General features: G+C 45.6%; 2 tRNA genes and 1 rRNA gene. All 3 read left to right on the forward strand.

Going from position 1 to position 652, the window contains the following annotated elements:
• Positions 1-64: ribosomal RNA gene (locus tag GIV26_RS27045) — 16S ribosomal RNA — on the forward strand; the annotation flags it as partial.
• A gap of 124 nt (positions 65-188) precedes the next feature.
• Positions 189-265 (forward strand) — tRNA-Ile (locus GIV26_RS27050).
• 10 nt (positions 266-275) lie between these two features.
• A tRNA-Ala gene (locus GIV26_RS27055) sits at positions 276-351 on the forward strand.
• Positions 352-652: the final 301 nt, after the last annotated feature.

Below are 652 nucleotides of genomic sequence, written 5' to 3' on the forward strand. Positions count from 1 at the left end.
CATGACTGGGGTGAAGTCGTAACAAGGTAGCCGTAGGGGAACCTGCGGCTGGATCACCTCCTTAATCGACGACATCAGCTGCTCCATAAGTTCCCACACGAATTGCTTGATTCATTGAAGAAGACGATAGAAGCAGCTTTAAGCTCCAAGCTGATAGCTCTTAGCTAATCAGTTACGCGCTCGAAATTGGGTCTGTAGCTCAGTTGGTTAGAGCGCACCCCTGATAAGGGTGAGGTCGGCAGTTCGAATCTGCCCAGACCCACCAATTTTGTTATGGGGCCATAGCTCAGCTGGGAGAGCGCCTGCCTTGCACGCAGGAGGTCAACGGTTCGATCCCGTTTGGCTCCACCATTAACTGCTTCTACTTGTTAGAGTTTAGAAATGAATATTCTGAAGTGAATATTGATTTCTAGTCTTTGATTAGATCGTTCTTTAAAAATTTGGGTATGTGATAGAAAGATAGACTGAACGTTACTTTCACTGGTAACGGATCAGGCTAAGGTAAAATTTGTTAGTTCTCTTAATTGAGAAATTCGAATTTTCGGCGAATGTCGTCTTCACAGTATAACCAGATTGCTTGGGGTTATATGGTCAAGTGAAGAAGCGCATACGGTGGATGCCTTGGCAGTCAGAGGCGATGAAAGACGTGGTA

Source organism: Pseudomonas sp. PA-1-3F, from assembly GCF_021609665.1.
In the GTDB taxonomy this organism is placed as follows: Bacteria; Pseudomonadota; Gammaproteobacteria; order Pseudomonadales; family Pseudomonadaceae; genus Aquipseudomonas; species Aquipseudomonas paracarnis.